At 61.7% G+C, this 24,587-nt stretch carries 25 protein-coding genes; 16 read left to right on the top strand and 9 right to left on the bottom strand.

The genetic code is table 11. The features are described from left to right. Position 1 precedes the first annotated feature (1 nt). The 5 genes from LB571_RS14430 to LB571_RS14410 all read left to right on the top strand — a co-directional run bounded on the left by LB571_RS14430 (position 2) and on the right by LB571_RS14410 (position 4,674). Positions 2-1,132: a glycosyltransferase gene (locus LB571_RS14430; RefSeq protein WP_015319148.1), complete on the top strand. Its 1,131-nt coding sequence runs from the start codon at positions 2-4 to the stop codon at positions 1,130-1,132. Then, positions 1,129-2,223, top strand: a complete 1,095-nt coding sequence (locus LB571_RS14425) for a glycosyltransferase (protein WP_015319149.1) — start codon at positions 1,129-1,131, stop codon at positions 2,221-2,223. The genes LB571_RS14430 and LB571_RS14425 overlap by 4 nt, the downstream gene beginning before the upstream one ends. Beyond that, positions 2,220-3,323, top strand: coding sequence for a glycosyltransferase (locus tag LB571_RS14420; RefSeq protein ID WP_015319150.1), 1,104 nt, complete (start codon positions 2,220-2,222; stop codon positions 3,321-3,323). Before LB571_RS14425 ends, LB571_RS14420 begins: the two co-directional genes overlap by 4 nt. Before the next feature lie 23 nt (positions 3,324-3,346). Then, positions 3,347-4,393 carry a UDP-glucuronic acid decarboxylase family protein gene (locus LB571_RS14415; RefSeq protein ID WP_015319151.1) on the top strand — a complete coding sequence of 349 codons (1,047 nt, stop codon included), beginning with the start codon at positions 3,347-3,349 and terminating at the stop codon, positions 4,391-4,393. 80 nt (positions 4,394-4,473) lie between these two features. Continuing rightward, on the top strand, positions 4,474-4,674 hold the full coding sequence (locus tag LB571_RS14410; RefSeq protein ID WP_015319152.1) for a hypothetical protein: 201 nt from the start codon (positions 4,474-4,476) through the stop codon (positions 4,672-4,674). Positions 4,675-4,680: 6 nt separating this feature from the next. On the opposite strand, the gene LB571_RS14405 is transcribed toward LB571_RS14410, so the two are convergent. Further along, a complete protein-coding gene (locus LB571_RS14405; RefSeq protein ID WP_224595334.1) occupies positions 4,681-6,438 on the bottom strand; it encodes a hypothetical protein in 1,758 nt (585 codons plus the stop codon). 156 nt (positions 6,439-6,594) lie between these two features. Here LB571_RS14405 and LB571_RS14400 point away from each other — a divergent pair, with 156 nt between their 5' ends. The 10 genes from LB571_RS14400 (at position 6,595) to LB571_RS14355 (ending at position 15,538) form a co-directional block, all read left to right on the top strand. Further along, complete coding sequence (locus LB571_RS14400; RefSeq protein ID WP_140665740.1) at positions 6,595-7,698, top strand: inositol-3-phosphate synthase; 1,104 nt, start codon at positions 6,595-6,597, stop codon at positions 7,696-7,698. Continuing rightward, positions 7,695-8,291: a histidine phosphatase family protein gene (locus tag LB571_RS14395; RefSeq protein WP_140617543.1), complete on the top strand. Its 597-nt coding sequence runs from the start codon at positions 7,695-7,697 to the stop codon at positions 8,289-8,291. Before LB571_RS14400 ends, LB571_RS14395 begins: the two co-directional genes overlap by 4 nt. Positions 8,292-8,305: 14 nt before the next feature. Then, positions 8,306-9,406 (top strand): glycosyltransferase, encoded by a 1,101-nt coding sequence (locus LB571_RS14390; RefSeq protein ID WP_224595330.1) that lies wholly within the window; start codon positions 8,306-8,308, stop codon positions 9,404-9,406. Beyond that, the gene (locus LB571_RS14385; protein WP_140724260.1) at positions 9,406-10,209 is read left to right on the top strand and encodes a sugar phosphate nucleotidyltransferase; all 804 of its coding nucleotides are present in this window, start codon (positions 9,406-9,408) and stop codon (positions 10,207-10,209) included. The genes LB571_RS14390 and LB571_RS14385 overlap by 1 nt, the downstream gene beginning before the upstream one ends. Before the next feature lie 2 nt (positions 10,210-10,211). Further along, positions 10,212-10,973, top strand: coding sequence for a TIGR04290 family methyltransferase (locus tag LB571_RS14380; RefSeq protein ID WP_015319158.1), 762 nt, complete (start codon positions 10,212-10,214; stop codon positions 10,971-10,973). Beyond that, the gene (locus tag LB571_RS14375) at positions 10,966-11,898 is read left to right on the top strand and encodes a beta-xylosidase (RefSeq protein ID WP_140724257.1); all 933 of its coding nucleotides are present in this window, start codon (positions 10,966-10,968) and stop codon (positions 11,896-11,898) included. Before LB571_RS14380 ends, LB571_RS14375 begins: the two co-directional genes overlap by 8 nt. A 129-nt stretch (positions 11,899-12,027) precedes the next feature. Continuing rightward, complete coding sequence (locus LB571_RS14370; RefSeq protein WP_224595328.1) at positions 12,028-13,092, top strand: glycosyltransferase family 4 protein; 1,065 nt, start codon at positions 12,028-12,030, stop codon at positions 13,090-13,092. Further along, positions 13,089-14,081 carry a GNAT family N-acetyltransferase gene (locus tag LB571_RS14365; protein WP_224595325.1) on the top strand — a complete coding sequence of 331 codons (993 nt, stop codon included), beginning with the start codon at positions 13,089-13,091 and terminating at the stop codon, positions 14,079-14,081. The genes LB571_RS14370 and LB571_RS14365 overlap by 4 nt, the downstream gene beginning before the upstream one ends. A 70-nt stretch (positions 14,082-14,151) precedes the next feature. Further along, entirely contained in the window at positions 14,152-15,237 is a 1,086-nt protein-coding gene (locus LB571_RS14360) for a class I SAM-dependent methyltransferase (protein ID WP_224595322.1), read from the top strand. Between the two features lie 124 nt (positions 15,238-15,361). Then, positions 15,362-15,538 (top strand): hypothetical protein, encoded by a 177-nt coding sequence (locus LB571_RS14355; protein WP_015319163.1) that lies wholly within the window; start codon positions 15,362-15,364, stop codon positions 15,536-15,538. On the opposite strand, the gene LB571_RS14350 is transcribed toward LB571_RS14355, so the two are convergent. Next, positions 15,539-16,102, bottom strand: coding sequence for a sigma-70 family RNA polymerase sigma factor (locus LB571_RS14350; RefSeq protein WP_015319164.1), 564 nt, complete (start codon positions 16,100-16,102; stop codon positions 15,539-15,541). A gap of 291 nt (positions 16,103-16,393) precedes the next feature. Here LB571_RS14350 and LB571_RS14345 point away from each other — a divergent pair, with 291 nt between their 5' ends. Next, on the top strand, positions 16,394-18,505 hold the full coding sequence (locus LB571_RS14345) for a catalase (RefSeq protein ID WP_140724249.1): 2,112 nt from the start codon (positions 16,394-16,396) through the stop codon (positions 18,503-18,505). A 68-nt stretch (positions 18,506-18,573) separates the two neighbouring features. On the opposite strand, the gene LB571_RS14340 is transcribed toward LB571_RS14345, so the two are convergent. The 7 genes from LB571_RS14340 to LB571_RS14310 all read right to left on the bottom strand — a co-directional run bounded on the left by LB571_RS14340 (position 18,574) and on the right by LB571_RS14310 (position 24,468). Next, the gene (locus tag LB571_RS14340) at positions 18,574-19,068 is read right to left on the bottom strand and encodes a hypothetical protein (protein WP_224595320.1); all 495 of its coding nucleotides are present in this window, start codon (positions 19,066-19,068) and stop codon (positions 18,574-18,576) included. A gap of 367 nt (positions 19,069-19,435) precedes the next feature. Further along, complete coding sequence (locus LB571_RS14335) at positions 19,436-19,744, bottom strand: hypothetical protein (protein ID WP_140617552.1); 309 nt, start codon at positions 19,742-19,744, stop codon at positions 19,436-19,438. Positions 19,745-19,989: 245 nt separating this feature from the next. Beyond that, a complete protein-coding gene (locus tag LB571_RS14330) occupies positions 19,990-20,529 on the bottom strand; it encodes a prepilin peptidase (protein ID WP_140715403.1) in 540 nt (179 codons plus the stop codon). A 2-nt stretch (positions 20,530-20,531) separates the two neighbouring features. Next, positions 20,532-21,092 carry a tetratricopeptide repeat protein gene (locus tag LB571_RS14325; RefSeq protein ID WP_140715405.1) on the bottom strand — a complete coding sequence of 187 codons (561 nt, stop codon included), beginning with the start codon at positions 21,090-21,092 and terminating at the stop codon, positions 20,532-20,534. Between the two features lie 53 nt (positions 21,093-21,145). After that, on the bottom strand, positions 21,146-22,057 hold the full coding sequence (locus LB571_RS14320) for a type II secretion system F family protein (RefSeq protein ID WP_411961400.1): 912 nt from the start codon (positions 22,055-22,057) through the stop codon (positions 21,146-21,148). Between the two features lie 57 nt (positions 22,058-22,114). Then, on the bottom strand, positions 22,115-23,086 hold the full coding sequence (locus LB571_RS14315) for a type II secretion system F family protein (protein WP_224595317.1): 972 nt from the start codon (positions 23,084-23,086) through the stop codon (positions 22,115-22,117). After that, positions 23,086-24,468 (bottom strand): CpaF family protein, encoded by a 1,383-nt coding sequence (locus LB571_RS14310; protein WP_140715411.1) that lies wholly within the window; start codon positions 24,466-24,468, stop codon positions 23,086-23,088. The genes LB571_RS14315 and LB571_RS14310 overlap by 1 nt, the downstream gene beginning before the upstream one ends. Between the last annotated feature and the right edge of the window lie 119 nt (positions 24,469-24,587).

Genomic DNA, 24,587 nt, shown 5'->3' with positions numbered 1-24,587 from the left:
CATGCGCTTCTTGTTCTACACTCACTCGCTCGTCTCCGACTGGAACCACGGCAATGCCCATTTCCTTCGCGGCGTCATGCGCGAACTGGTGGCGCGCCGGCATCAGGCCATCGCTCTGGAGCCGGCGGACGGCTGGAGCCGATCGAACCTACTGGCCGAGAGGGGATCCTTCGCGATCGAACGTTTTCGCAAGGATTTCCCCGAATTGATGCCGGTGACCTACGATGCCGGGTTCGACCATGAAGCCTGGATCGCCGAGGCCGACGTGGTGATCGTCCACGAATGGACCGACCCGGAGCTTGTCGCTCGCATCGGCCGTGCCCGGGCCGATGGCGGCAAATTCACCTTGCTGTTTCACGACACCCATCACCGCGCCGTGTCGGCCACCGAGGCAATCTCGGCGCTCCGCCTGGAACATTATGATGGCGTTCTCGCCTTTGGCGAAGCGCTGCGCGAGAGCTATCTGCGCGCCGGCTGGGGCAAGCGCGTCTTCACCTGGCATGAAGCGGCGGACGATCGGCTGTTCAAACCGCACCCGGAAATCCACGCGACGTCCGACCTGGTCTGGATCGGAAACTGGGGCGACGACGAGCGGACGGCCGAAATCCAGGAATTCCTGATCGAACCAGTGCGCGATCTCGGTCTTCAGGCCACTGTTCACGGGGTCCGCTATCCCGAGCCGGCACTTGCCGATCTGGCAGCCGCCGGTCTGCGCTACGAAGGGTGGATCGCCAATGCCGACGTGCCGAAGGTGTTCGCCGCGCATCGTGTCACCGTGCACATCCCGCGGCGTCCTTATCGTGAAGGCTTGCCCGGAATTCCGACGATCCGCATGTTCGAGGCACTTGCCTGCGGCATCCCGCTGATTTCAGCGCCTTGGTCCGACGTCGAGCAGCTTTTCAGGCCCGGCATCGACTTCCTGTTTGCCGAGGATGGATCGCAAATGCGGCAACATCTCCAGGCGGTGTTGGCCGATCCCGATTTTGCGGCCTCCCTGGTGACCTCGGGTCTTGAGACCATCCGCTCGCGGCACACCTGTCGTCACCGCGTCGACGAGTTGTTCGACGTGCTCTGGCAATGCACGACCCTGCACACCGCCGAGCTGACCGCCGCAAAGGAAGCCGCAGCATGAAGATCGCATTCTATGGATCGAGCCTTTTGTCGTCCTACTGGAACGGCGCCGCGACCTATTACCGAGGATTGCTGAAGGCGCTTTCGCAACTGGGCTACGAAATCACCTTCTATGAGCCTGACGTCTATGACCGGCAGAAGAACCGCGACATCGAGGCGCCGGACTGGTGCTCTGTCGTCGTCTACGAGGCAACCCACCATGCCCTGATGCAGGTGGCGGCGCGTGCCGCCGAAGCCGATATCGTCGTCAAGGCGAGTGGCGTCGGCTTCGAGGACGAGGCGCTGCTTCGCGCCGTGCTCGACCACGCCCGCAGCGATGCGCTCATTGTATTCTGGGACGTCGACGCGCCGGCCACACTCGCCCAGCTGCGCGACGAGCCGGACCACCCGCTGCATCGTGCGCTGCAAGAAATCGACCTTGTGCTGACCTATGGTGGCGGCGATCCCGTAGTCTGGGCCTATCGTGCCATGGGCGCGAACGAGTGCGTGCCAATCTACAATGCGCTCGATCCCGAAACGCACCACCCGGTCGCCAGCAATGCGCGTTTTGCCTGCGACCTGGCGTTCCTCGGAAACAGGCTGCCGGATCGTGAAGCGCGGGTGGGATCGTTCTTCCTCGATCCCGCGGCCCAGCTGCCGGAACAACGTTTTCTGCTCGGCGGATCTGGGTGGGGCGACAAGCCGCTCCCCGCCAATGTCGGCTGGCTCGGCCATGTCGGCACCCGCGATCACAACGCCTTCAATGTCACGCCAAAGGCGGTGCTGAACATCAGCCGCGACAGCATGGCCGCGAACGGTTTTTCACCCGCCACGCGTGTCTTCGAGGCGGCCGGCGCGGGCGCCTGCCTGATCACCGATGCCTGGCTCGGCGTCGAGCTGTTCCTGAAACCCGACGAGGAGATCCTTGTGGCGCGCGACGGCGGTGATGTCGCCGAGATCATGCAGGCGCTGACCCCCGTTCGGGCAAAGGCGATCGGCCAGGCCGCACTTCGACGCGTTCTCGCCGATCATACCTACGCATTGCGGGCGGCCGTGGCTGATGCGGTCTTCAAACGGCATTTGACGCACGGGACCGTGGAGGCAGCCGAATGACCAGGCAGTTGGACATCGTCTTTCTCGGCCTGTCGCTTTCCTCGTCCTGGGGAAACGGCCATGCCACCACTTTTCGAGGTCTGTTGAAAGGCCTCCACCAACTCGGCCATCGCGTAACTTTTCTGGAGCGCGATGTGCCGTGGTACGCCAATCACCGCGATTTGCGCGATCCGGATTTCTGCGCCTTGCGCTACTACGAAACCGTGCAGGAACTGCAACGCGACTACGCGCGGTGTCTGCAACAGGCCGATGTCGTGGTGATCGGCTCCTTCGTACCGGAAGGGCGCGCGGTGATCGACACCGTCGCTTCACTTTGCAAAGGACAACTCTGCTTTTACGACATCGACACGCCGGTGACCCTGGCGAAGCTGTCGGCGGACGATTGCGACTATCTGAGCTGGCGCCAAATCCCCTACTTCGACATCTATTTCTCTTTTGCCGGCGGCCCGATGCTTGCCGATCTGACGCAGACCTTCGGCGCACGCCGCGCCGAGCCGCTCTACTGTTCGGTCGATCCGGAACGGCATCACCGCACCGCCGATCCGATCGGCTGGGATCTCGGTTATCTCGGCACCTACAGCGCCGACCGGCAAGCCACGCTCAACGCGCTTCTGCTCGAGCCTGCACGGCGCATGCCGGATCGGCGTTTCGTCGTGGCCGGCTCGCAATATCCGTCCGACATCGACTGGCCCGACAATGTCGAGCGCATCGAACACTTGCCGCCGGCCGATCATGCCGCATTCTATAGCCGTCAGCGCTACACCCTGAACGTCACACGCAGTTCCATGATTGCCGCGGGATGGTCGCCCAGCGTGCGCCTTTTCGAAGCCGCGGCTTGCGGCACGCCGATCATCAGCGACCGCTGGCCAGGCCTCGACAGCTTCTTTCCCGCATCGACGATCCACACGGCCAGGATGGCGGACGAGGTCGTCGCGATCCTGTCCCGGGAATCGGCTCGTACACGTCTCGCGATGGCCGACCGGGCACGCGAACTCGTCCTTGCCTCCCACACCGGTGCGGCCAGGGCTCGCGAATTCATCACGGCGCTTACGCAAAAGGGGGCGGTGGTCGTCGATCTCGATATCGGAAGTGCAGCATGACTGGCAGACAGGAGAAAATCGCGATGCGACAAACAAAAAAAGCGCAAAGGGCAAAGACGGTGCTCGTCGCCGGTGGCGCGGGCTTCCTCGGTTCGCATCTTTGCGAAGCATTGTTACGCGATGGCTGGCGTGTGATCTGCGCCGACAATTTTCTTACCGGTCGCATGGAGAACATCAACGCGATCATGGACCAGCCGGGTTTCCGGCTGATCGAGCAGGATATCTGCCGGCCATTGGACCTGGGCGAGCCGGTGGATCGCATTTTCAACATGGCCTGCGCCGCCTCGCCGCCGCGTTACCAGGCCGATCCGATCCACACCACGCGAACCTGCGTCATCGGAACGTTGAACCTGCTCGAACTCGCCGCCCGCAACGACGCGCGATTGCTGCAGGCCTCCACGAGTGAAGTGTATGGCGATCCGGAGCAACATCCGCAGAGGGAAGATTATGTCGGCCATGTGAACTGCACCGGCCCACGCGCCTGCTACGACGAAGGCAAACGCACCGCCGAAACACTTTGCTTCGACTATCTGCGAGCCGGCAAGGCCGACGTTCGTGTCGCGCGCATCTTCAACACCTACGGGCCGAGAATGGATCCGGCGGACGGCCGCATCGTCTCGAACCTGATCATGCAGGCGCTCGAGAAGCGCCCGCTGACGATTTTCGGCGACGGCATGCAGACGCGATCCTTCTGCTACGTCTCCGATCTGATGGATGGGTTGATGGGCCTTATGGATATCAATCCCAATCCGGGCAAGCCCGTCAATCTGGGCAACCCCGGCGAATTCACCATTGTGCGACTGGCGGCATTGGTGAAGGCCATGACCGGCACCAAATCGGACATGACGTTCCTGCCGCTGCCGCAGGATGATCCTCGACGCCGGCAGCCCGACATCTCGCGCGCAAAAACGCTGCTCGGCTGGACGCCAAGAGTGCCTCTCACCGAGGGGCTCGCGCGGACGATCAGCTATTTCGCCACGCTTGAAGGCGGCTCGATCGGCGATCAAATGGCAGGACGCTCCACAAGGGCGAGACCCACGTCAGGCGGGCTGCAGAACCTCCCTGCCTGATGCCGGACCGCGGTCACATCTTCGCATCGATTCCCGCGGGAACATCCAGGCAAGCTTTTGGTTTGACAGGAGGACCACATATGGAGGACCTCCTCATGCACCCCAAGCGATCTCGGACCGATATCGACAAGATGGCGGAACGAGAGACGGCTGCGTATTTGCGGCGAGCCTCAATCACCTATCTGGAGTGCTGTGTCAGCCTGATGATGACGCATCTGCAGCGGGAGGAGGTGGCCAGTATTCTCGAGCAGGAAGCAGACATGCTGCGCAGGCTGGATTGACGCAGACTAATCGGCCCTGGCCTGGCCCAGGAACCGTGTCAGCCCTGCCTCATATCGGTTTGCCGTCTCCTCCAGCCTTGCTCTTTCCCAGCCATTCTCGGATTGGGCGGCCATGGTCCACAGCCCGAGCTGAAACGCCAAATAGCAAGGTTTGAAATAATCGATGAGCCTGGTGTCGATGCGGCCATCCATGCGGTTATCCATGCCGCCGATCAACGTCGCCGCCTCGGCTTCGGACAAGTCATATTCTACGCAGGCGCCGGCAATATCCCATTCTATCGGCTGGCAGCCGATCAGATCGTGTCCCCGGCAATGGTCGACTGCATCCGTCTTAATCAGCGTACCATCGGAACCGACCAGAAACTCCCAGGGGTGAAGCCTGCCGTCGATCTCGACCCGTTCCAACACCTTTGCGGGCGTCTGCTTCGAGAACCAGGTCCGCAGTCTAGCCGCCTGGCTTTCGCCCAAAGCTTCGGAAGCATTGTGAACCGCCATCTCCGCGAGGGCGAGCAATGATGCGCCGGCTTCGCAGGTCCGCAGATTGGTCGCACGCCAGGCCAGATAGCGTGTGAACGCCGCGACAAGTCTCTGCCTGGACAGCGGCAGCTGATCCATCGTGGTTCCATCGGTCCACCGTTCGACCAGAAAACCGTGGCAGACCCCGATGACTTGCGGTCCGAATCCGGCTTGATGCAACACCCTGGCGGCTTGCATCTTGCGCAGCCCGGTTTCGCCGAGGCCGACAAATTTGACAAGCCAGCGACCTTGACCCGCGGAGGCCAGGAACTTTCGCCGTTCGGTGCCGCGTGTGCTCGGTGGCCAGCGCTTTTCGTCGGCGTAGTGAAGGGAGCGCCACGCGCCCCCGGATATTTCGGTCAAGCGCAATTTCGGACTGCCAACCGCCTCGGCTACCCAATCGCGCAGCGTTGGACTTTGCGAGCTTTCGGGGAAGGTGCGTTCGAACGTCATCGCCACATGCCTGCGGCAGCGCCCCCATGTCTCCCGAACATCCGGCGACGCTTCGGCGCCCGGATCGCCCGAATGGCTGGGGAACAGGTGAATGCGGTCCGTATCGATGCCCTGTTTTCTCAGCCACGCGACGACGGCGTGGACCGAACTTCCCGACAGGCCGGGACCTTCGTCGACGACCGCGAAACGAGCCGACGGCTCGTTCCTCCAGGCCGCGACCAAACGCGGATCGGCATTGAGGCGCCGATCGAAAGGATGCCCGATCGGGCGCACGCTAATGGGCGCCGGCGCACCGATCGCGGCCGCCACCATGGCCGCGAGCCCCAGGCCGATGCTGCGGATGCCGATGACGCATGTGTTCGCATCGAGACCTGATATCCGCGCCGCGCCGAGATAACTCTCTGGATAAAGGGCATAGTGCGCGTAGCCCTCGGCCGAGCCGGTCAAAACCTCTGCCTTGCAATCGAGCCCGGCCAGCATTTGGAGAAGTCGCGGGTCGATGCCACCGTCTACGGCGAACCCGCTTCGCCACGACCTCGCCACCTCTGCCGCAAGCCCGACCAGTAGCCTGGCGCCTTGCCGTTGCGAAGGCGAATTGGTGTCGACGCCCCGGGCCTTGAAGTCGACATCCGCGAGCCCTTGGACCAGTTCCGACACGCTGACGAACAGCCCGACCAATGCGGCATGGCGCCGGATGCCGCAAGGCATGCGATCGAGGCCTTGGGCCATTTCGATCGCCGCCTCCTGAAGCTGTCGTGCATTCTCGGTCCGCTTGTAGTCGCCGTAGACGATCATTGGTCGATTTCCGGTGCTTGCCGTGCGGGCAACGCGGCGCGCCCAGCTTCGATCCATGCTGCTTCGCGCAATTTTTGACCAAGCCAAGGAACATTCCGGCACGGTGGCGGTTCGGCGCAAGGAACTTACCTTTGAACAGCATAGGGCGGCAGTTTCGTGGGATCGAAAAAAGTTCGTGTTGGTATCGTTGGAGTGGGCAATTGCGCATCCTCCCTGGTGCAGGGCCTCTCCTATTATCGTCATGCCAAAAGCAACGAACCGATCCCGGGGCTCATGCATGCCGATCTCGGTGGCTATCACGTCGACGACATCGAAATTGTCTGTGCGTTCGATGTCGCCAAAAGCAAGGTCGGCCGTGACGTCGCGGATGCGATCTACGCTCCCCCCAACAACACGTTCCGCTTTGCCGACGCGCCGACGACCGGCGTTCTCGTCGAACGCGGGCCGACGCTTGACGGGATCGGCAAATATCTGCGCGACGAAATCGAAGAAGCGCCCGAACCGGTTGCCAATGTCAGCGAGATCCTGCGCGACAGCGGAGCCGATGTGTTGGTCTCCTACCTGCCGGTGGGTTCGGAAGAGGCGACGCACTTCTACGCTGAATGCGCGCTCGAGGCCGGCTGTGCCTTCGTCAATTGCATACCGGTCTTCATCGCCTCGCGTCCGGAATGGCGCCGGCGCTTCGAGCAACGCGGGCTGCCGCTGGTCGGCGACGATATCAAGAGCCAGGTCGGCGCCACCATCGTGCACCGGTTGCTGGCCAATCTCTTTCGCGAGCGCGGCGTGCGCATCGATCGCACCTATCAGCTGAATTTCGGCGGCAACACCGATTTTCTCAACATGCTCGAACGCGAGCGGCTGGAATCGAAGAAGATCTCCAAGACGCAATCGGTAACCAGCCAGCTCGATGTTCCCCTGGAGCCGGGCAACATCCATGTCGGCCCCAGCGACCACGTGCCTTGGCTCACCGACCGCAAATGGGCCTACATCCGCGTCGAAGGCACGACCTTCGGCGGCGTGCCGCTGAATGCCGAGCTCAAGTTGGAAGTGTGGGATTCGCCCAATTCAGCCGGCGTGGTGATCGATGCGGTGCGCTGCGCCAAGCTCGCGCTCGACCGCGGCATTGCCGGGGCGCTGACGGGTCCTTGCAGCTATTTCATGAAATCGCCACCCGAACAGTTCACCGACGCCGAAGCGCGCCAGCGCACGCTCGCTTTCATCGCCGGCAAGGACGAGCCATTGCTGGATGCCGCGGAATGACGACGACGTTCTTTTTGATCCGCCATGCGGCGCACGACAATGTCGGCTCGTACCTTGCGGGCCGCATGGCCGGTGTATGTCTCGGCGAGGCCGGCAAGGCTCAAGCGGAGCAGCTTGGCGGCCGCATGGCCCGTGAGACGATTGCAGCCATTCTATGCAGCCCGCGCGAGCGCACGCAGGAGACGGCGGTTCCGATCGCTCTCGCTTGCGGTGTCGGCGAAATCGCGATCCGCGCCGAACTCGACGAGATCGACTTCGGCGACTGGTCGGGGAAGACTTTCGACGAATTGAACGGCGATGCCAGTTGGCGCGCGTGGAACGATCAGCGGCAGGAGGCCCGGACACCGAGCGGCGAGACCATGCTGGATGTCCAGGAGCGCATCGTCTCGCTGATGAACGGCGTCCGCGAGCTGCATCAGAACCAATGTGTCGCCCTGATCAGCCACGCCGATGTGATTAAGGCCGCCGTCTGCAAGGTGCTTGGCTTGCCGGTAGGCGACTGCTTTCGCTTCGACATCGATCCCGCCTCGATCACGACGATCGTATCGGGCGACTGGGGCTCGAAGCTCCTGCGATTGAACGAAGCTGCCTGACGAGGAAATTCCCCATGCGGATGGTCATTTTCGGTCTTACCGTCACGTCTTCATGGGGAAACGGCCATGCCACGCTGTGGCGTGGGCTGATCCGCGCCCTCGCCCGGCTGGGCTGGTCGATCACCTTTTTCGAACGCGACACCCCCTATTATGCCGGGACCCGCGATCTGGATCAACTCGATGGAGGCAACGTCGTCATCTATCCGGACTGGGAGGACATCCGCCGCGTCGCGGAACGGGCGATGAAGCAAGCGGATGTCGTGGTCGTCACCTCTTATTGTCCCGACGCCGTCGAGGCTTCGCGCCTCGCGCAGCAGGCATGCCGCGGACTGCCTGTCTTTTACGATCTCGATACTCCAGTCACGCTTGCCCGCGTCGAACAAGGTGAGCGGCCGCCCTATTTCGGACCTGAAGGCCTTGCCGACTACGACCTCGTCCTGAGCTACACCGGCGGCCCGGCGATCGAGGCGCTGAAGACGGTGCTGGGCGCGCGCCGCGTGATGCCGCTCTACGGGCATGTCGATCCGGACCAGCACCGGCCGGCAGAGAAGCGGGCCGAATTCGCCGGTGATCTGTCCTATCTCGGGACCTACGCGGCGGATCGCCAGGCCGGCGTCGAAAAGCTTCTGGTCCGCCCGGCCGCGCGCCTGCCCGACCAGCGCTTCATCATCGGCGGCGCACAATATCCGCAGGAATTCCCATGGAGCGACAACATCTTCTTCGTCAGGCATCTGCCGCCCGCCGACCATCCGGCGTTCTTCTCCTCGTCGCGGCTGACACTGAACGTCACCCGCGAAGCGATGGCGCAAAAGGGCTGGTGCCCGTCGGGACGGCTCTTCGAAGCGGCCGCGTGTGGAGCTGCCATCGTCACCGACGCATGGCCAGGCCTCGCGGAATTCTTCGAACCCGGCCGCGAAGTGCTGTTGGCGCGCGACACGGATGATGTGGTCGCGGCACTGCAATTGCCGGAGTTCGAGCTCGACGGCATTCGAAGGCGAGCCCGCGAACGGGTCTTGGGCGAGCACACTTCCGCCAAGCGCGCAGCGGAACTGGACAAAATCCTGGCCGATGCCTTGCGAAACCCAGTCGGTGAACCGATGAAGGAAGCAGTCTGATGTTGGGCATCGTGCCTGCTGCCGGACGCGGCAGCCGCATTCAACCGCTCGGCTTCTCGAAGGAGCTGCTGCCGGTCGGCAGCAGGATCGACGGACAGACCGAACGTCCCTGCGCCGTGAGCGAGTATCTGGTACGGCGAATGGTCCAGGCCGGCGTCGACAAGATTTGCTTCATCATCGGATCGGGCAAATCCGACATCCTCGAATATTATGCCGCCGGCTACGGTGAGGCGGCAGCGCTCTTCGTGGTGCAGCCTCAACCCGTCGGTCTCTGCGATGCGATTTTCCGGGCAGCGCCCCTCGTCGCGCCCGACGAGGTCGTCCTCGTCGGGCTTCCAGATACGATCTGGTTTCCCGAGGACGGCTTCTGTCGCTTGCCTGACGATCAGCTTTCTTTTCTGCTCTTCCCGGTGGATAGCCCGGAATTCTTCGACGCCGTCGTTACCGATGATGAGGAGCGGGTGATCGAAATCCAGGTCAAGCGGCAGGACGCCGCCACGAACTGGGTTTGGGGCGCGTTCAAGATGCCCGGCCATATCCTGCATCGGCTTGCGGCGCTCTGGCGCGAGCGGGATGGTCGTGACGAATATATCGGCACGCTGATCAACGCCTACCTTGCGGGCGGGGGGGTGGCCTATGGTGTCAAGGCAGGGTCCGCTTATGTCGATGTCGGTACTTTCAATGGGTATCGCACAGCTCTGCGGTTGCTTGAAAACGGCGTCCCGTCAGCTCATCAGCAGCCCGCAACGATCATGCCCGGCGCGCATTCGCATGTGCCTGTCGTTCCGGGTGAAGGAGCCTGACCATGTTGCATTCCCATGCCGAAATCCGCCGGCGCATCGACGCGCTCGGCCCGTGGTTCCACAATATGGACCTGGCCGGCGTCGAAACCGCGCCCGACCACTTTCTCGGCAACTACCCGCTGATCAAATGGCGCAAATTCGCCGATGCCATACCCGCTGATCTGACCGGCAAGACCGTGCTGGATATTGGCTGCAATGCCGGCTTCTACTCGATCGAGATGAAACGGCGGGGCGCCGCCCGTGTCCTCGGGATCGATTTCGACGAGGCCTATCTGGCGCAGGCCCGCTTTGCCGCCGAGATCGCGGACTGTGATATCGAATTCCAGAAGTTGTCGGTCTACGACGTCGGTGCCCTGCGCGAGACATTCGATGTCGTGCTGTTCATGGGGGTGCTTTACCATCTGCGCCACCCCTTGCTCGCACTCGACCTGATCCGTGAGCACGTCGCCGGCGACCTGTTGATCTTTCAGTCCATGCAGCGCGGCAGCAAGGACCTGCCCGCGTTGGAAGAAAACTATCATTTCTGGACGCATGATCTGTTCGACCAGCCGGAATTTCCCAAGCTGCATTTCATCGAACACCGCTATGCCGACGATCCGACCAACTGGTGGATACCGAACCGGGCCTGCACCGAAGCGATGCTGCGCAGCGCCGGTTTCGAGATCGTTCTGCATCCCGAGCAGGAGGTCTATTTCTGCCGCGCTGCCGGCGATCCGGCCGGCGGCGGCGCGATATATCCGTCGAAAGGAAAGCTCCATGATTGAAGCCGCGATGATCTGGAACGAGCCCAACAACAAATCGCATTGGGACCCCGAGCTCGACCCCGATTGGAGCCGCTTTGCCAGGATGGCAGTCCTGTCGGCGGACGCGATCGCATCCGAGAACCCGGCTCTGACAAAAGTGCTTGGCGGCATCTCGCCGATAGACCCCGGCTTTATCACGCGCATGAAGGAATTCGGCGTGCTGGACCATGTCGACGCCGTCGCTGTTCACGGCTTTCCCCTCGACTGGAACCTGTGGCAAATTCAGGAATGGCCGCAGAAGATCGGTGAGATCGCGACCGTCACCGACCTCCCCATCTGGGTCAGCGAGGTCGGCGTATCGACCTTCGGGGCCGAGGAAATACAGGTCTGGGGGCTCAAGCGCACCGCCGAATTGCTGCTCGGCAACGCACCGCGAATCCAGTGGTACAGCCTCTATGACCTTCCGCGCGAATGGGAAGCAACGACGCGGCATCGCGAGGCGGAGGGATCTTCCTATTACCGCCATTTCCACATGGGGCTGCTGCGCCAGGACGGTACGCCAAAACCGGCGTTGGAAGAATTCCTACGCTACACACCCGCAATGGGCCTGGTGCAGTGGTTTCATTTCGAGGACCCGCGGCTGGACGATGCCGTCGCCTGGATGAAGCGGCTCGGCGTGACCAATATGCGCACGGGGCTTTCCTGGGCCGATAGCTTCAGGCCGAATGCGTTGGACTGGTTCGACCGACAGATGGAAGCACTCGCCGCTTTCGACGTCACGGTCACCTTCTGCTTCACGCCCGAGCATCGCGGAATGATGCCTCACCACACCAGCCCTCCGCTGGTACCCGAGGAATTCGCCGAGTTCTGTGCAACGATGATCCGCCGCTACGCGCCCGGCATGACGTCCGCCTCGCTCCCGACGCAGCGGGCCTCGGCTGCGTGAGGCTCTCATGCGACCCGGTCCGCGATCATCGGAGGCACTGACCGAAGTCAAGGCTCTCGGCCCCTTCGAGATCGGCACCAGGTCGTGCGCAACCGCCTGCGCCCATCCCGCACCATGGCTCGGCCGGCCATGACGCTCACCGTCCTCAACGTCGCCTATCCCCTCGCGCCTGTCGGACCGGATGCGGTCGGGGGTGCCGAACAGGTCCTGTCGATGCTCGATCGGGCACTGGTCGGCGCGGGTCATCGGTCTATCGTCGTCGGCTGCCGGGGCTCCAGCGCGAGCGGCACGCTTGTGGAAATTCCGGCGGAAGGCGGCGTACTCGACGAGGTGGCGAAGAGCCGCGCGCAGCAGGCTCATCGAACCGCGATCGCCGCTGCCCGCGCCAGGTGGCCGATCGATGTGGTTCATCTGCATGGCATCGATTTCGATGCCTATCTGCCCGACGATGGCCCGACCTTGGTGACCCTTCACCTGCCGCTGGACTGGTATCCGGCCGGGGCCTTGCAGCCGACGCGCGACGACCTGTGGCTTCATGCAGTCTCGGCCGCCCAGCAGAAAACCGCGCCACCCGGCGCCAAACTGGCCCCGCCAATTCCGAATGGAGTAGACATAGAGGCGCTCAGCCTGCCGCAGCCGAAGCGCGACTTCGCACTGGTCCTGAGCCGCATCTGCCCGGAAAAGGGCATCCACCTGGCGCTGGACGCGGCCAAGCAGGCAGGTGTACCGCTGGTTGTCGGCGGTAAGGTCTATCCCTATGAAACGCACACGCGTTACTTTCACGACGAGGTCCAACCTCGCCTCGATGGCCGCCGCCGCTTTCTTGGTCCGCTCGGTTTCACCGCCAAGCGGCGCTTTCTCAACGCAGCACGCTGTCTGGTCATCCCGAGCCTTGCCGCCGAGACCAGCTCCCTTGTCGCCATGGAGGCGCTGGCCTGCGGCACACCGGTGATCGCCTTTCCGAATGGTGCGCTTCCGGACGTGATCGAGCACGGCAAGACCGGTTTTCTCGTCAATACGATCGACGAGATGGCACAAGCCATCGTTGCGGCGTCAAGCCTGGACGCCGAGACATGCCGCGCCGAGGCGCGACGGCGGTTCTCGCTGGAGCGAATGATCTCGTCTTACATGGATGCCTATCAGGCGCTGGCGCGACTTGGCACCGATGCCGGGCGCCTCGCCGTCACGCCGTGAGCGAGCCTGTGTTGCGCGGTCAGATCATCGATGATCCGGCGCAATTCGATGCGCTTGCGACGGATTGGTGGGGACTGTGGGAGCAGAGTTCCTCGGCGACGCCGTTTCAATCTCCTGCGTGGCTGGTGCCATGGTGGCGCACATTCGGGCCCGGCGACCTGGCGACGGTCGCGGTCTGGCGCGGAAGCGACCTGATAGGGCTAGCGCCGCTTTATCTAGAGCACCGAACCGCCGGCTCGAAACTGCTTCCGGTCGGCATTTCGCTCAGCGACTATCTGGATATCCTGTGTGTTCCCGGCACCGAAGACCAGGTCGCGGCCATTGTTGCCGAAAAGATCCTCTCGGTCGGCTGGTCGCAGTGGATCCTGTCGGATTTGCCTGAAGGCGGCGCCGGTCTTGCGATTGCGCATCCCGATCTGAAGGCGGGGCGGCCAGCCGCTCATGGTGCTTGCCCCGTGCTCGCCATCGCCGGAGACGATACCCTTGCAGGCTGTGTACCCTCCCGGCGCCGGCGCCAGTTGCGACGGGCGCGGCAGGCCGCATCCAGACGCGGCCGGATCGCGTTGTCGTCGGCACGGGGCGATCCCCAAACCTTCCTCGATCAGTTGATCCGCCTGCACGACGCGCGCTGGGCCGGACACGGAGGTGGCGTGTTGGCCGACGCGGCTGCAAAGGAATTCCACAGGCGCTCACTTCCCTTGCTCGACACTCGCGGCCTGGTCCGATGCTGGCTTTTGGCAATCGATGGCAGGACGGTCGGGGCCTATTACGGCTTCCACCATCGCGGTCGTGCCTATGCCTATCTCGGGGGCTTCGACCCCGCCTATGCCGAAGAGAGCCCAGGGGCGATCCTGATCGGCCACGCGATCGCGGAATCGATCCGCGAAGGTGCGCGCGAGTTCGATTTCCTGCGCGGCCAGGAAGCCTACAAATACGGCTGGGGCGCCATCGACAGGTGGACGATGCGCCGGGTCTGGACGCGGAGTTGATACCATGCCTGCAACCAAGCCAAAATCCGCTCCGCGCCGCACTACGATCAGATCGGCTGTTGAAGACTGCATGGCGGATAGTGTCTGCGCCGAAGCAGTCGTCGCCAGGCTGGCGCTTCACCTGCAGACGGGGATCAGGGCGGCGGAACTGGCAAAGATCGTGCTGGATATCGTTCCGTCGAATGCGCGAGACGCGGAAAGGCTGCAAGAGATAGCCGGGTTGCTTCGCCGCAAGCCAGATGTTTTTGCAACGTTGCGAGCGACGGGAGCGGCCGTTCGGCACACACGCGACGACGGGGAGACCGGTGCCGCCGTCGTCACGCGGCTGGCCTCGAGCTTCGATGCGGCGGCAGCGATTTCGGAGACAGCAAGTGTCCAGCTCGCATCCCTAGGGGATGAGGAAAGGCTCTCGGCCACGACCGACGAAGTCGTCGCCTGGCTCAAGCAGCAGGACTTCTCCGGAACCCGCCGGGATATTCTGGACATTGGTTGTGGCATCGGCCGTTTCGAGCATGCGCTTTCCAAGTCCTTCAACCGCATGATCGGCATCGACATATCCTCGCGGATGATCTCCATCGCCTCCGAGCGGTGCGCCGCGCTGGGCAATGTCGAGTTGCGGCAAACCTCCGGTCTCGATTTGAGCGAATTCGACGACGGCAGTTTCGATTGCGTGCTGGCGGTTGACAGCTTTCCTTATCTGGTTCTGGCGGGCATGGCCGAGCGGCATTTCGATGAGATCGCACGCGTTCTGAAACGGCCTGGCTGGCTCGCCTTGCTGAACTATTCCTATCGCGGATCGCTTTCGTGGGACCGCGCCGACATCGGCCGCCTGGCGGAAGCTCACCAAATGCGGGTCGTCATCAATGGCGAGAAGCCGTTTCGGTCATGGGATGGCGAGGCTTTCCTACTTGCTCGTGGCGGCGGAACATTACTGCGCGCCGCCAGTTCGGACGTCGAACCAGAGGCGCCGAAGATCGGCACCGACCCGAAGGAGGAAATCATGGCACCCGCGGCAAGAAAGATCGGCTGCGGGAAGCAGCACGGCGATGAACGTGGGCTGGACCGCAATCTCGTCAAGTCCGATCAATATCAGGATCATGCCGCCGGCCAGGCGCCGAAGAACGCCGTCACCCCATGTCCTTTGCCTGCAGCGTAAGGCCAAGGAAATAAAGCTGTGCAAGGATTGGCGGCAACCCTGCCGGCGGCGGACATCGCCTTGTAATGTCCGGCGTTTGTCACCACACTAAAGTCAGGGACTGCTGGTTATCAAGAGAATATGGATGTCTCATTCGAGCGACGATACCGCGGACCCGCAATTCGGTCTGGCCATGGATCAGGAGATCACTTCTCTCCTGGACGCCATAGAGCAGGAAAAAATTCCAGACCGGCTAACCAGGCTGGCCATGGAGTTGCAAAACGCGCTGGTTGAGAAACGTCGACGTGACGTGCAGAACTGACTATCTGCGGCTGTCGCCCTCCATATCGAGTTGACCATCCGATAGATGATTTCGTCTTTCGATCAGTGTCTGCAACGAACTCTCCCCAAGCAACTCGAGAATATTGGCGCGGGCACGGTTCAGCCGACTTTTTACCGTCCCCACCGCGCAGCCGCATATCTCAGCCGTTTCTTCATAACTCACCCCCAGAACGCCAATCAGCATCAGAACCTCGCGTTGGTGTTCCGGTAACTTTTGTATGGCGGCGTGGACTTCCTTGCTTTGAACGCTCCATTCCTGGGTGGCTTCCGAAATCGGTCGGGACGACGCGCAGTCGAGCAGGCCTGGCGCTTCCCGGGCAGCGATCTTGACCCGGGTGTAGTACGTGTTGCGCATGATGGTGAAGAGCCACGACTTCATGCGTGTGCCGGGTTCGAACTTGTCGATGTTGGCGAGACCCTTGGTCAGTGTCTCCTGTACCAGATCGTCGGCATCGTCGGGGACGCGGCAGAAGGTGCGCGCGAAAGCCCGCATGGCGGGTATGAGCTCAACGATGGAAACTTCATTGGTTTCTTGGTCGGCCAAAATGTAGCCTCCGGATGACAATGGTCCAGCTCCCAGAAGAAGAGTGTATGAACGCAGCCCCTGCTAAATGCATGGAAGTTTGGTTCGTTCCTCGCGCTGAAGACAACTCTTCAGAAATTCCGCGCAGCGGGGGCATCTTACCCAATCGGCCCATGCCGTCGCCGCGATAGGGATGGCGCCTTGGGCGATGCACGCGCGCGCAGCGGTTCTTTCACGGGAACAAAGCCGCGCACCGGCAGTTTGACCTCCTGAGTACTTCCACCCCCCTCCGGCATCAAAACGAGGTATGTCATGGCCAAATCCGCCCGTCGCTCCGCTCGCCAATCGGCAAGTGGACAGGAACCGGATAGCGCTCGCGGAAACGGCGGGGAATTGCACCAGATCGCCGGGGGTGAGACGCCCACTCTGACCACGGCGCTCGGAACACCCGTCTCCGACGATCAAAACACATTGCGGATCGGCGAACGCGGACCAGCGCTGATCGAGGACTCTCATTTTCGGGAGAAGATTTTCCACTTCGACCACGAACGCATTCCCGAGAGGGTCGTCCATGCCCGCGGCTACGGCGCGCATGGTTACTTCGAAACCTACGAGTCTCTGGCCAAATACACGCGTGCCGATATTTTCCAGAGGGCCGGCGAAAAGACACCGGCTTTCGTGCGCTTCTCGACGGTTGCCGGTAACAAGGGCTCGTTCGATCTCGCCCGCGACGTCCGCGGCTTCGCGGTCAAGCTCTACACCAGGGAAGGCAATTGGGATCTGGTCGGCAACAATATCCCGGTCTTCTTCATCCAGGACGCGATCAAGTTTCCCGACCTGATCCATGCCGCCAAACAGGAGCCGGACCGGGCCTTTCCTCAAGCCCAGACCGCTCACGATAATTTCTGGGACTTCATCAGCCTGATGCCGGAATCGATGCACATGGTGATGTGGATCATGTCGGATCGCGCGATCCCGCGCTCCTTCCGCTTCATGCAGGGTTTTGGCGTGCACACGTTTCGCCTGGTCAACGCGAAAGACGAATCCACCTTCGTCAAATTCATCTGGAAGCCAAAGCTCGGCATGCAATCGGTGGTCTGGAATGAGGCGGTCAAGATCAATGGCGCCGATCCAGACTTTCACCGTCGCGATCTATGGGACGCCATCCAGTCCGGCAATTTCCCGGAATGGGAGTTGACGGTGCAATTGTTCGATCAGGCGTTTGCCGACAGCTTCGACTTCGACATTCTGGACGCAACCAAGATCATTCCTGAAGAGGTGCTCGAACCGATCCCGGTCGGGCGGCTGGTGCTTGACCGGATGCCGGATAATTTCTTCGCGGAGACCGAGCAGGTTGCCTTCATGACGCAGAATGTGCCGCCCGGAATTGACTTCTCCAACGATCCGCTTCTGCAGGGCCGCAACTTCTCCTATCTCGATACCCAGTTGAAACGGCTGGGCAGCCCGAACTTTACCCATCTCCCGATCAATGCGCCGAAGTGCCCGTTCGCCCATTTCCAACAGGACGGACACATGGCTATGCGCAATCCTGTCGGTCGCGCCAACTATGAACCGAATTCATGGGGGCTGGGACCGCGCGAGGATCCGCAACGCGGCTTTCGTTCCTTCGCCGATGCCGAAGACGGGCAGAAGGTGCGTCTGCGCGCGGAAAGCTTCGCCGATCACTACAGCCAGGCCCGGCAATTCTTCAACAGCCAGACACCGCCGGAGCAGCGCCACATCGCCATGGCGCTGACCTTCGAATTGAGCAAGGTCCAGGCACCGGCGATCCGCGAACGCATGGTTTCGCATCTGCTGAACATCGACGAAACCCTGGCGACCACCGTCGCCGACAAGCTCGGCATTCGGAATATGCCCGACCCTGCGGAGGCAGCCGTTCCGACGCGCGACGACCTGCCGCCTTCGCCGGCGCTCAGCATCATCGAGAACGGGCCTGACAGTTTCAAGGGCCGCAAGGTCGGCGTCCTGCTTAGCAATGGAACCGACACAGGGCTGTTCGAAGAGCTCCGTTCCGCCATCGAAACGGAAGGGGCCGTGATGGAGGTGATCGCGCCCAAGGTGGGCGGCGTCGATGCGGCCGACGGCACCCACATCGAGGCCAGACACATGATCGACGGCGGCCCGTCTGTGTTGTTCGACGCCGTGGTGCTGCTCCTTTCCGAGGAGGGTGCCGAGATGCTGCTCGACGAGGCGGCCGCGAGGGACTTCGTGTCAGATGCCTTCGCCCATTGCAAATTCATCGGCTTCACAGCGGCGGCCCAACCTCTCCTGGCCAAGGCGGGCGTGGCGCCCGATGCCGATGAGGGGCTGATCGGGCTTGATACCGCAGGTTCCGTGAAGACGTTTATAGAGGCGTGCCGCAAACTGCGGCTGTGGGCACGGGAGACCGCCGTCAAGCTTTGATGCGGAGAGCCATGCGCTGTCACACCGGCGCATGGCTGCAAGGCCCGGTATGCAGCCATGCCTAGGCCCTATGGTTGGCGGGCCTCTCTAGCGGCCTGTTCTCGCTGCTGTTTCAGGAGCTCGTCGGTCCCGACCAGCTTCTTTGCTCCGCCTGGAATTGCCGTGGACACCACCGCGGGCGGGTCGCTTGCCGGAAAAGAATCCTCCAACCCGGCCTGCAGTTGATCCTCGAGCGTCTGCGGTTCTTCGGAGCGGCCGGGCGTCCTGCGTGTATCCATCTTCTCCAGCGACTGTTTCTTCTTTGGTGACTCATTGGCTTCGCGGATCAAGGCATAAAGCTGCTCGATCGCGAATTCCTTGATCGTTTCGAAATCGGGCCGATCGTCCTTCGTCGCCTCTATCTGATCGACCATGGCCTTCTCGAACCGCCCAAGGCTTTCACCGCCGCAGGCATGGGAAAGGCGCAGCAATGCCTCGTGCAGCATCATCGGGGTGAAGTAAGCCGACGCTTCAAGCCTGAGTTGCCGCAGACGATCCGGAGTGGCAGCCTGGAATTTTGACATGGACGGTGTCCTTTCTCTCACGAGCGTGTCAACGACAGTTGATCGCCGATGTTCCACCACGCCTGAACATACTTCATGTCCAGCGACCTACCGGAACCAGCTTGCCGGCCTCCGGAACCGTCCATAATCTTGCGTGACTGGTCTTGATGAGCCGGTTCTCCCGCAAGGCGCCGGCGGCCGCTTTCCAACATGTCACGATTTCTTGTGATGAAGGATGCAGGTCCGGCACGCGCCCGCCAACCCGATCGAGCGGACGGCGCTTGCCTGACGGCCTGTCGGGTCATCGGCGCACTGGCAGCAAGAACACCGCCCGATCAGTCGCCCCCAGGGAGAAGAACGACTTCGGGCGGCGCGCGGAGCCGGTGGCTCATTTGTTGCAGTTCTGCATGTTCGACGTGGTGTTGCCGCTGGCGGTGTTGTTGTCGATGTCGTTGCCCGCGGCATCCTTGCAGCGGTCGGTCATGCCGTTCGACTTGGTTGTCGAATTTGTCGTGCTCGGGTCGGCGGGTGTGGTCGTCGCACCGGAACCTGTGCCGACGCCAGTGCCGGTCGTGGTCCCATTGCCACCACTGGTGGCGCCGGACGTCGAGCCTGAACCGGTTCCGTTCGACTGTGCCATGGCCGACGTGGCCAGAGCGACCGTAAGCACGGTGGCGGAGAGAAGTTTGGTGATCATTGGAGCATCTCCTTTGGTTGTGTACTGCTTCCACCAAACCTGTCTTTCCCGGATATGTTCCGAGTGAAACGCTCTTCAGCCAAATTCTCATGGATGGGTTCTTGTGCCGATGCGAACGCTTTCGGCACGCCTGGGTTTGCTTGCAGGGGGCGGCGGTGGATCTGTCAGCTGACGGGAACGGCAGGGTCCGTTCGGACGGGATCACCAGCCCCAAACGATCTTCCCATGCACATGGCGACGATGGATTAGTTGAGCTGGCCGAGGATACCAGAGCTGTTGGCCAGGACAAAACTCCAGTAGATCTGGAGCGCTATCGTGCAGATCGCGGCCAAGGAAATCGGCACGCCGAAAGGCACCACACCCCTCTGATCGAGATGCTGGACGTAGACGCGGAATGCACTTTGAGGCAGCAGGAGCGGGTTTTTCACGACCAGGGCCGTGGCGAGCGCGAAGACCAGCAGCAGCAGCGAAAATACCGTCAGGCCACTACCGCCGATCAAAAGCGGCACGACCGCCAGCAGCTTGACGTCGCCGGCACCGATCTTGCGCAGCAACCAGAATGGGAAGAGCGCCAGAAACAGCAACAAGCCGGCCATCGCGCTCAAGCCCATATCCCACCAGGACCGGGAGTGGAGCGACAAAAGCAGGAGCGATCCAAGTCCCAGGCACAGCAGCAACAGCACGTCGCGGTTGGATATTTTCTGGGTGGTGAAGTCGAGCCAGGCGATCCGTGCGAGCAGGCCCGCGGCCAGGATCTTGAGCACTATCGCTTCGGTCAGCAGCACGTTCAGCGCTCGATGTTCTGCACGCTGGACGAGAGCAGCTTCAGATTGTTGGCCACGGTCGGATCGTTGGGCGCCAGTTCATAGGCCTTGAGGAAATTGCCGCGCGCGTCCTGCAGCTTGCCGCGCAGCAGATAGGAGTAGCCGACATTGTTGTAATATTCGGGCGACGGCCCCATCAGCTTGAAAGCGCGGCCATAGGCGCGGTCGGCAAGGTCGAAGCGGTGGATGCGGTCGCAGGAAGCCGCCAAACCCATCCAGGCGCCGCCGTCATTCGGCGCCAACTGCGTCGCCTTGAAGAACAAGGCGCCGGAATTGCCGTAGTTCTCGGCGCGGAACTGGTTCTTGGCCTCCGCCACGGCCTGGTCCGAGGCATAATATTCGACGTCGCCGACGGTCTTCAATCCGTCGAAGGCGTCGCCAAAGGACGTCACATCGCCTTTCGAGGGTTCGTTGGTGCGCACGACACCGCCGGTGGTGTCCACACCGTTTGTCTGGCAGCCGGCAAGCGCCAACAACAGCAGACTGGCTGCGACGACGGTTGCGAGGCGCGTTGGCCCTGTCATTTTGTCCCCCAAGAGTCCTGCGACTCTATTTTAGAATCAAAGCATATACCCATTTAGAAGAAAACGCCCCTCATCCGGACGATAATCGGCAGCAGCACAATCATCAAGACAACAGGGAAAACGCAGACTCCCAGCGGGATCATCATTTTGACCGGCAAAGCGTTGCCGCGCTCTTCGGCGCGAAGAATTCTCTTACCGCGCATTTCGTCGCTGTAAACGCGCAGGGCGTCCGTCAGACTGGTGCCAAGTTCTTCCGATTGCCGGAACAATACCGACAGCGCCCGCGCCTCCTCTAGGCCAAGACGGTCGGAGAGGTCTCGAAGACCGTCTCGCAGGGGTTTGCCGGCGCGCAACTGTAGATTCATGATCGCAAGCTGGATGCCAAGCCATTTGTGGGTACCGGCCAGCTCCTGGCTAACCCGTTCGACCGCCGCCTCCAGGCTCATGCCCGCATCTGCGCAGGTGATCATCATGTCCATGAAATCCGGGAACCCGCGACGGTAAGTTTCCTTCTGGGCATTTTCGAAGCGATCGAGGGCGACACTAGGAACGACGAGGCAAGCGAGGCCGAACAAAGCGGCAATCCCGAAGGTCAGGAACCCTGGTATTTGCGGCGGCACCACTGCGACCAACCCTGTATAGCACCCGAGAAAGCCGACGGTGACAGCGCCAAAACGCGACAAGGTGTAAAAGAGAGGGGCGCCGGATTGATAGAATCCGGCGCGAAACAGCTTCGCCTCAAGAGCATTGGGCTCGCCTCGCTCCTTTTCGACCGATCGGAAATAGGCGTCGACGGGGCGCTGTGCCGCAATCTTGGCAAGCTGTTCTTGCCCAGCGAGGGATCGGCGATTGGCTATGCCTTCGGATTTTAGGCTTTCCGTCACCAGCTTCCGTGTCTGCAGCGCCGGCATGAAGACGAGGGCGCCGAACAGAAAAAGGGCCGTCGCCGCCAGGAAAACAGCCATCGAAACTAGCAGGCTTACGTCCGGGTTGATGGAGAACAAGTGTCTACCATGCTCCTGTCAGAAATCGAAGTTGACCATGCGATACATGATATAGTCGCCAAGTAGAGCCCATAGTCCGAAGATGACGAATACCGGCATGACGAGTGGGTTGTTCCATATGTCGCCATAATAGCTCGGTGCGATGACCATGAGCAGGCCTAACATGACGAGCGGAAACAGGGAAATGATCCATGCCGACATCCGGCCCTCGGCCGAGAGTGCCTTGATTTTCATCCGCAATTTCTCCCTCTCACGCAGTACTGATGAGAGATTCGACAATATCTCGGTGAGATTTCCGCCGGTCTTGGCCTGGATGGAGAGTGACACCGAAAGCAGATGGAGACCCTCAAACCCCACGCGTTGTGAAAGTTTCCGTACGGCGTTTTCAAGACTGAGGCCGAAGGTGATTTCGTCGGAGACAATGCCGAATTCGGTGCCCAGCGGGTCAGGCATTTCACGCGCGACAAGCGCCATAGCCACTGTTGTCGGGTGACCTGCACGCAATGAGCGCACAATCATGTCGAGCGCATCGGGAAGTTGGGCAGCGAATTTCAGGATGCGCTTCTTGCGTGCGCGCCGAAGAAGGAGAAGCGGCAGCGCAAACCCCACAAATAGAAAAGCGATCAGCGCCACGACAGTGGAAAAGCCAAGAAGCAGAGGCAGCACCAACGCTAGCACCAGCCCGGCCAAGAGGAACATCGCTGCGAAAGCCAGCGGATTCCCGGTGATGCCGGATTGTGTGTAGAGCCGGTTTAAGCCGACCACGCCAAAGATGTAGTCGCCTGAATTCGTCAACCCGCGTTCACGCAGCAAGCCTTGCAGAGTCTGTTCGGCAGGTGCCTCCTCCGCGAGGCGCGTCAGACGTCGGTTGATAGTACCGGCTCGTACGCGCCGCGCGGCGTAGGATACATACAGGGATTCGGCGGCAAGGATCATCGATGCGGCTGCAAGCACATAGATGAAATAGAGCAGCGTCTGACCAGTGGGCATCAGAGCGGCACCTGCGGATTGAAGGCATCCTTGGCGAAGTGGTGGCCGAGCGTTGCCGCTTCCTGGGCAAAGCGCGGACGCACACCGGTGGCGCGAAAGTCGCCGACGATGTGGCCCTCGACTGTCACGTCGCGGCGGACGAAATGATAGATTTCCTGGATCTGGATGACGTTGCCTTCCATGCCGGTCAGTTCCGAGATGGAGACAACCCGCCTTCCTCCATCGGAAAGGCGCTGCGTCTGGACGATGATATCGATCGCGGACGCAATCTGCGCGCGGATGGAGTCATGGCTCATCGGCATCCCTGCCATGCCGACCATCTGTTCGAGGCGCGAGATCGCGTCGCGCGGTGTGTTGGCATGGATGGTGGTCATCGAGCCTTCGTGGCCGGTGTTCATGGCCTGCAGCATGTCGAAAGCCTCCTCGCCACGCACTTCGCCGACGATGATGCGGTCCGGCCGCATGCGCAACGCGTTCTTCAGCAATTCGCGCTGCCGTACCTCCCCCCTCCCCTCGACATTGGGCGGGCGCGTTTCGAGCCGGCCGACGTGTGGTTGCTGCAATTGAAGTTCGGCCGCGTCCTCGATGGTGATTAGGCGCTCCGTGGACGGTATGTAGCTCGACAGCGCATTGAGCAAGGTCGTCTTGCCGCTGCCGGTGCCGCCCGAAACCAGGATCGATTTGCGCGCCTGGACGGCGATCCGCAGCAGCTCGATCATCGGCGGCCGGATCGAATTGAACGCCATCAAACGCTCGAGCGAATAGGGGTTCTTGGAGAATTTGCGGATCGACACCAGTGGACCATCGACGGAGATCGGCCGCACCGCGATGTTGACACGCGAGCCGTCTGGCAGGCGCGCGTCGACCATCGGCGCCGATTCATCGACGCGCCGGCCGATCGCCGAGACGATCTTGTTGATGACGCGCAGAAGGTGCGCCTCGTCGCGAAAACGAATCGCCGTCTCCTCAAGCACGCCGCGCCGCTCGACGAAGACGCGATTGTGGGTGTTGATCAATATGTCGGCAATCGAGTCATCCTTGAGCAGCGGTTCGATCGGCCCCAGCCCAAGCATCTCGTCGGCCGTATCGCTGGTCAGCTGATCGAGTTCGCGGGCATTCAGCGGCACATTTAGGCTGCGAACGAACTCGCGCACGATGGGGCGGATCTCGTTGAGGATCTCATCCTTGGACGCGCTTTCGAGCGCGGTCAGGTTGAACCTGTCGATAATATGACGATGCAAATCGACCTTGAGGGTCAGGAAAGCGTCGCGTTGCGAGTCGACGTCAGCAACAGGCGATATGGCCGGCACGGCAGAGACAACCGTTGTCGACTCCACTCTTGGTTCGAGCCGCGCCTCGCCCTTTATGAACCGCCCTAGCATGATCCCCTATACTCCCTCCGGCATATTAGCGGAAACTAAACGTTAACCAAGCGACGCACAAGCGGCGGGGCGCTTCACGCGCCACCAATACTTTCAACATAGTTAAGGAGCGCGCCGCA

The organism is Mesorhizobium sp. BR1-1-4, from assembly GCF_020165375.1.
GTDB lineage: Bacteria > Pseudomonadota > Alphaproteobacteria > Rhizobiales > Rhizobiaceae > Mesorhizobium > Mesorhizobium australicum.
Note: the sequence above shows the minus strand (reverse complement) of the source record. Positions and strands in the feature narration are given on the sequence as shown.